The organism is Burkholderia sp. Bp8984 (assembly GCF_003853755.1).
Lineage (GTDB): Bacteria > Pseudomonadota > Gammaproteobacteria > Burkholderiales > Burkholderiaceae > Burkholderia.
In genome coordinates, this window is the sequence record NZ_QTQN01000007.1 from 221,535 (window position 1) to 227,991 (window position 6,457).

General features: G+C 65.0%; 4 protein-coding genes and 1 pseudogene. 2 read left to right on the forward strand and 3 right to left on the reverse strand.

The features are described from left to right. Window positions 1-202 precede the first annotated feature (202 nt). Window positions 203-787, forward strand: a complete 585-nt coding sequence (locus DID98_RS10480) for an NTP transferase domain-containing protein (RefSeq protein WP_124523732.1) — start codon at window positions 203-205, stop codon at window positions 785-787. Window positions 788-1,198: 411 nt separating this feature from the next. Here DID98_RS10480 and panE read toward each other — a convergent pair whose 3' ends face one another. Then, window positions 1,199-2,137 carry a 2-dehydropantoate 2-reductase gene (panE, locus tag DID98_RS10485; protein ID WP_124523667.1) on the reverse strand — a complete coding sequence of 313 codons (939 nt, stop codon included), beginning with the start codon at window positions 2,135-2,137 and terminating at the stop codon, window positions 1,199-1,201. A gap of 245 nt (window positions 2,138-2,382) precedes the next feature. On the opposite strand from panE, the gene DID98_RS10490 reads away from it, so the two are divergent. Next, a complete protein-coding gene (locus tag DID98_RS10490; protein WP_124489075.1) occupies window positions 2,383-3,936 on the forward strand; it encodes a methyl-accepting chemotaxis protein in 1,554 nt (517 codons plus the stop codon). 227 nt (window positions 3,937-4,163) lie between these two features. Here DID98_RS10490 and DID98_RS10495 read toward each other — a convergent pair whose 3' ends face one another. Both DID98_RS10495 and DID98_RS10500 read right to left on the reverse strand, forming a co-directional pair. Further along, window positions 4,164-5,645, reverse strand: a complete 1,482-nt coding sequence (locus DID98_RS10495; protein ID WP_260426320.1) for a virulence factor — start codon at window positions 5,643-5,645, stop codon at window positions 4,164-4,166. Continuing rightward, window positions 5,642-6,457, reverse strand: a pseudogene (locus DID98_RS10500) (hypothetical protein); the annotation flags it as partial. The pseudogene DID98_RS10500 and the gene DID98_RS10495, both read right to left, overlap by 4 nt.

The window sequence follows — 6,457 nt, forward strand, 5'->3', positions numbered from 1 at the left end:
GGCCGTTCAGCGACCGCGATTGAACCGTGATGTAACGAGAATCGCACTCCATAAACGGCCCCGTCGAGGAAACCATGCTCGACGAACGCGCCCGCCGACATTCTTTCCGACGACAACGCCCCCGCGTCGGTAACATCCGCACTTGCCGATCCCCGCCCGCTCCCGCACAATCGGGCCACCTGCCTTCCCTCCCCCCGCGCCGATGTCCTATGCGTCACTCGCCACCGGCGTCCTGCTCGCCGGCGGTCTCGGTCAACGCTTCGACCCAAGCGGTCTGCACAGCAAGCTGCTCGCGCGGCTTCCCGACGGCACGCCGGTTGCGGTCGCCGCCGCCCGTCATCTGGCGGCGGCCACGGCCGAGGTGATCGCCGTCGTGCGTCCCGGCGCCGAAAAACTCGCGATTTTGCTGAACGACGCCGGCTGCCAGGTCGTCTATGCGCCCGACGCGATGCGCGGCATGGGCGCGAGCCTGGCAGCCGGTGTTCGCACCTCGCCGGACGCGCCCGGCTGGCTGGTCGCGCTCGGCGACATGCCGTGGATCGCTGCGTCCACCTACGAAGCGGTCACACGCGCCCTCGACGCCGACGATGCATCGATCGTCGCCCCCGTGCACCGCGGCGTGCGCGGCCATCCGGTCGGCTTTGCCGCGCACCACTACGAGGCGCTCGCCGCGCTGGACGGCGATACGGGCGCCCGCGCGCTGTTCGCCAGCGCGCCGGTGAACCTGCTCGAGGTCGACGATCCCGGCATCCTGCGCGACGTCGATACGCCCGCCGATCTGCGCTGACCGCGGCGCGCGCCGGCCGCACCCGCATCGTGGCGCTGTTTGCGCGCGATCCGGCGCGATACCTGCAGCGGCTCGCCTGTCGCCGGCAATCCGCATGCCGCCGCGAGAATCCCCCGGCAAACAGCCGTCCGATTGCCTATAACGGAGACGAGACGCGCCCGCCGCGCCACCGCCGTCACGCCTTGCGCGAGTTCCCCATGGACCACACGACCCCGATGCCCGAGCCCCCGGCCGACCCGAACCGCGATCCGGAAGACGATCCGCTGTCACCGCCGCCACCGGGGCATCCTCACGACAATCCGCAGCAACCCAACGGACCGCCAAGCAAGGATCCTGTCTAGCCGGCATCCGCCCGCGCCATCAGGCCTGCTCCGGCACTCGCCCTGACAAACGACACGGCCGCTGCCGCGGCTACGCCGCCGCGCCTTCCCGCGCTACGCGCACCTCGTACGTCTTGAGGTGGTTGTACGCGATCCGCAGCAGCGACAACGCATCCGCCGCCTGCGGGTCTCGGCGCGCGAGCAGGTCGCCGATCACGTGATCGGCTTCGACCCGCGCGCGATTTTCGACGTCGCGCAGCATCGACGCGGTCAGCGGCGACGGCGTCAGCACCATCCGTTGCATCCGCTCGACCGCGGCGGGATCGGGCCGGTAACCGTTGTGCGCGGCGATCGCGCTGCATTCGTCGAGCATCGTCTCGAGCAGGCGGCGGCCGTCCGGCGCGGCCAGAATGTCGCCGATCGAACCGCGAAACAGCGACGTGCTCGCCGCGAGCGTCGCGAGGAACACCCACTTGTCCCACATCCGCGAGGCGATGTCGTCGCTGAGCGTCGCATCGAAGCCCGCGCCGCCGAGCACGTCGGCCACCGCGCGCACGCGCGCCGATTCGCCGCCGGCGAGTTCGCCGAACGACAGCCCTGCCGTGTCGTTCAGGTGCACGACCCGCTGTTCGCGATCGAGCGTCGCCGCGATCACGCACAGGCCGCCGAGCACCTGCGCGGCACCGAACCGTTCGCGCAGCACGTCGAGGTGGCGCATCCCGTTGAGCATCGGCAGGATCAGCGTCGACGGCCCGACGAATGGCGCGAACGATGCAATAGCATCGTCGAGGCTATAGGCCTTGCAGCTCAGCAGCACCAGGTCGAACGGCCCGGCCGTGTCGCTCGCGCGCACCGTCTGCACGTTCGCGAGCGTCAGGTCGCCGCGCGGGCTGCGAATCAGGAGCCCGTCGCGCGCGAGCGCGGCCGCGCGGCCGTCGCGCACCAGGAACGTCACGTCGCGCCCCGCCGCCGCGAGCCGGCCGCCGAAGTATCCGCCGACCGCGCCGGCCCCCACCACCAGAATTCGCATCGTTGCCTCCTTTCAGGTTCGTTCGCCGCCGTGCGCCCGACCGTCGGGCACGGCGCGCCATCGCCCGACAGTATAGCGACGCCGAATATGTATATGCATAGATGCCCGCACCGCGCTCACCGGTATCGGGCCGCTGCCGTTTCTAAGGGATTTCCCGCCTACGGCAACGTTCGTTGCATGCCGTCAACGAGTTATCCCGTCACGCCGTTCCGGCGCGCCTGTTCGACCGACCGACCTCACTACCCATGCGCACCCTTTCCCTGAATCAGAAACTCGCCTCGATGATCGTCATTCTGTGGCTCGGTCTGCTCGTGATCGCCGGCATCGGCGCGTGGCAGACGCGCGCGTCGATGATCACGGACCGCCGCGATCAGCTTGCGTCGCTGGTCGCGCAGGCGACGAACGTCGCCGACCACTACTACAAGCTGTCGCAACAGAATGCATTGCCGGAGGCCGACGCGAAGCAGAAGGCGCTCGAGGCGATCGCCGCGATGCGCTACGGCACCGACGGCTACATCTCGATCAACGATTCGAAGCCGGTGATCGTGATGCATCCGATCAAGAGCGAGCTCAACGGCAAGGACGTGTCGAATTTCGCGGATCCGAGCGGCAAGCATCTGTTCGTCGAGATCGTGAAGGCCGGCAACATGGAAGGCGGCAAGGGTTTCGTCGAGTATCTGTGGCCGAAGCCGGGTGCCGACAAGCCGCAGGACAAGACCAGTGCGGTGCAGCGCTTCGCGCCGTGGGACTGGTATCTCGTGACGGGCATGTACATGGACGACGTGCGGTCGGCCGTGCTCGCGAGCGTCGGCCGCTGGCTCGCGATGACGGCCGTGCTCGGCGCGATCGCGACCGCCGTGATGGTGCTCGTGCTGAAAAGCGTGCGCGCGAACCTCGGCGGCGAACTCGAAGTGGCGCTCGACGCCGCGCGGCGCATCGCACAGGGCGACCTGACCGCGCGCGTGAACGTCAAGCATGACGACCGCGGCAGCCTGCTGCATGCGCTGCACACGATGCAGAGCGGACTGATCGACATGGTGTCGCGCGTGCGGATGGGCACGGAGAACATCAACGTCGGCGCGAGCGAGATCGCGTCGGGCAACACCGACCTGTCGCAGCGCACCGAAGAACAGGCGGCCGCGCTCGTGCAGACCGCGTCGAGCATGGATCAGATGACCGCGAACGTGAAGCAGAACGCGGACAGCGCCGCGCAGGCCGCCACGCTCGCCGGTCAGGCCGCGCAAGTCGCGACGCGCGGCAGCGAGGTGGTCGACGATGTCGTGCGCACGATGAACGAGATCACCGACCGCTCGCACAAGATCGGCGACATCATCGGCGTGATCGACGGAATCGCGTTCCAGACCAACATCCTCGCGCTGAACGCGGCCGTCGAAGCGGCGCGCGCGGGCGAACAGGGCCGCGGCTTCGCGGTGGTCGCGGCCGAGGTGCGCTCGCTCGCGCAACGCTCGGCCACGGCAGCGAAGGAGATCAAGTCGCTCATCGAGTCATCAAACGAAACCGTCGAGCACGGCGCGACGCTCGTCACGAACGCGGGCGAGACGATGGCCGAGATCGTGCAGTCGGTGCGGCGCGTGAACGAGATCCTCGACGAGATCAGTCATGCATCGCGCGAGCAGAGCGCGGGCATCGAGCAGGTCAACCGTGCGGTAGGCGAGATGGATCAGGTCACGCAGCAGAACGCGGCACTCGTCGAGGAAGCCGCGGCGGCCGCGCATTCGCTGCGCGACCAGGCCGAAGCGCTGCGCGACGCCGTTACGCGGTTCGCGTTGCCGGCTTGACGGCCGGGGTCCTGCCCCGCCCTTCCGCGCGTGTCGCGCCGGAGGGCGGGAGTGGCGCGTACCTCAACACGGCCAACCGCTGAATCCGCTTCCGTTCGGCGTCGCGGTTGGCGGCATCTCGAAGCCAGACCCGTTGGAACTGTCGACCGGTCATGTGTCCAGTCGATCGCGTTCCGACACGTCGCGAATCCGCAAGCAAAGCAATCACGCCACAGCGCTGCCTTACGTCACCACGAATAGCCCTGCATGCCGTAATCGGTGTCGTGTCGACGCCCCCACCAAGGGAGGTACGCGTTGTTTCCACCGCGTGCGCGGAACCAGTCTTGGTCCGGATCGATCGGAGTGAGCTTCGACGGTGGTCTGACGACGACGGCGACGGGGTGCTCGGGGTCGGTCGTGCCGGCGACCAAGGCATTGCCGCCAAAGTGGTTGATTCGGCCGATTGCGAGTGCGACGTCGGTCAATGCGCTGCCGGTTCCCATGTCGCCGAGGAGTGCTGCCGTGTTGAACGTCTGACTTCTGTGGTCATATTCAGGAAGGGTTTCGGTCAAGGTCTGCGCGAGCGAGACAACGCGTGACGACGCTGCGTCGCTGGGTACACCTGCGTCGTGGACGATGTAATTCAGGTCAGTGACCGCGACGCCGGCATTGCGTGCTGCTTCATCGATCGTGGCTTTCCACGCCTGCACGGCGCGTGTCGTGCCGACCTTCCGTGAAAAATCGTGCGTGTTGCCGGTTGCGGCCTTGCCGATCCAGGCGAGCGGCTCGCGCTCGGTGTTGAAGTTCGGGCCGGCGAGGAACAGCACGACGAGGTTTTCGTTGATCTGTGCATCCGTGGGCGGGAAGTTAGGAGCGTCCCAGTTCATTGCCCATACGGTCTTGTCGGGGTTCGCCTGCAAGTAGTCCAGCGCGTTGTTCAGCGATGTGAAGCCGGCGTTTGCGCCGCCTTGGGTGATTTGCACGTCGGGAGGCGTGTCGCGGCTCCAAAGCGTCTTCGGTGATGGCGGGCCAATTTCGAAGCATTCGACGAACTCATTGGTCAAGTACGTCTTCGCTTCGATCGGATCGAGCCTTGGAGGTAACGCGAACTCGATATGTGTTCCGGCAAGCTCGCGCCAATCTTTGGTGTTTTCGGATTTTACGGTGTAGAAATATTTTGCATTCGCAAAATAGCGAGAGCGCGGCAACAAGAGAAATTTTCTGACGTACTTGTGATAGAAGCCCTTGAACGTCTCCGTTCCGCGGTTGCCGTAGACGAGTGCACCGATCGATCGGAGGGACGAGAACTTTTCGGGCTTCGTGCGCACCATGTCATCATCCTTGTTCGGTGCGGCAAGTCCTTGCGTCCACAACAATTGCCATTCGGTCGGATAGTCCATGCGTTGCAGCGGATTCAACCAGATTAGGCCGACGACTTGCGCAACGAATGGCTTGACCTGCTCTTCTGCCACTGGTGCTGTCTTCACGGCAGGCTCTTTAACCGAGGCGGCTTGTGCCGGGCGCGTCATAGCCGTGGTGAAGAGAAACACCATGATCGCAGCCAGGCCAGGTACAACAATGAAGCGTTTCATCCAATCTCCTATTTCCAAATGTCCCGGGTCGGGCTGTTCTATGTGCGCCATCATCGTGATCATGAGAACGGTGGCGACTAGCCATACTGAAACAGCAATGGCCACACGTCGTTTCCATGTAGCAATCAGCGTCTTCATACGACACCCCCGACCTTCAGATAGAACTCACCTTCACGCTCGTCCGTGATCGCATCAGGAATCTTGCCTTCACTGTTATTGGCATGTACCCATTCGTGCATCGGCATTCGATCAAGATTTCCGGAGTCAAAGTACTTGCCGTACTTTTTGTTCGGGTTAGTATCGGGAATCCCATCTCCCATCCTCCAATCCGCCTCGATGCGCAAGTCGTAGAGTTGTTCGGGCGTGATGTAGCACAGGCCCACCGCAACGTCATACGCAAGCGCCTTTTCGGCATGCTCGGGGTTGGTCATCGTCGTTGAGTGATTCGTCGGGCTGTTGGTCGTGCCGCGATCGAGCCAATCGACAATCTGCTGGTCGCGCCATTCCTTGTAGCCTTCGGGCATCGCGCTCTTGCCGTCCTCGCCGATCACGTGGCCGTCGCGATCGAGCCATTCGGTGTTCAACGTCCGGCGCGCTTCCATGCGCATCAGCGCGCGGTCCTCGTAACGTTGTCCAGCTTCCGTTGCGGCCGTACCTTGGGCGACGCTGTCCTCGTTCTTTGCCTTGTACTGGTCGTAGGGGTCGTCGGCTTGCTTTTCGGCATCGGTCTTGCTCGCATCGCGCCACGCGGCCGGCGGATCGTTGCCTTCGTTGAAGTCGCTGATCGCGTCGCCGTCCCTAGTCTCGACTGACTTGCCGAATCGCAAGGCCTTCGGCGGGAAAGGTTCGTCAAGCGCCGGGGCATCCGCAACTACCGTCCAGCCCTTCGGCGGATCGGCGTTCACGCGGAGCATGTTCAATGCCGAACTGATGCCGGTCACGACGAACAT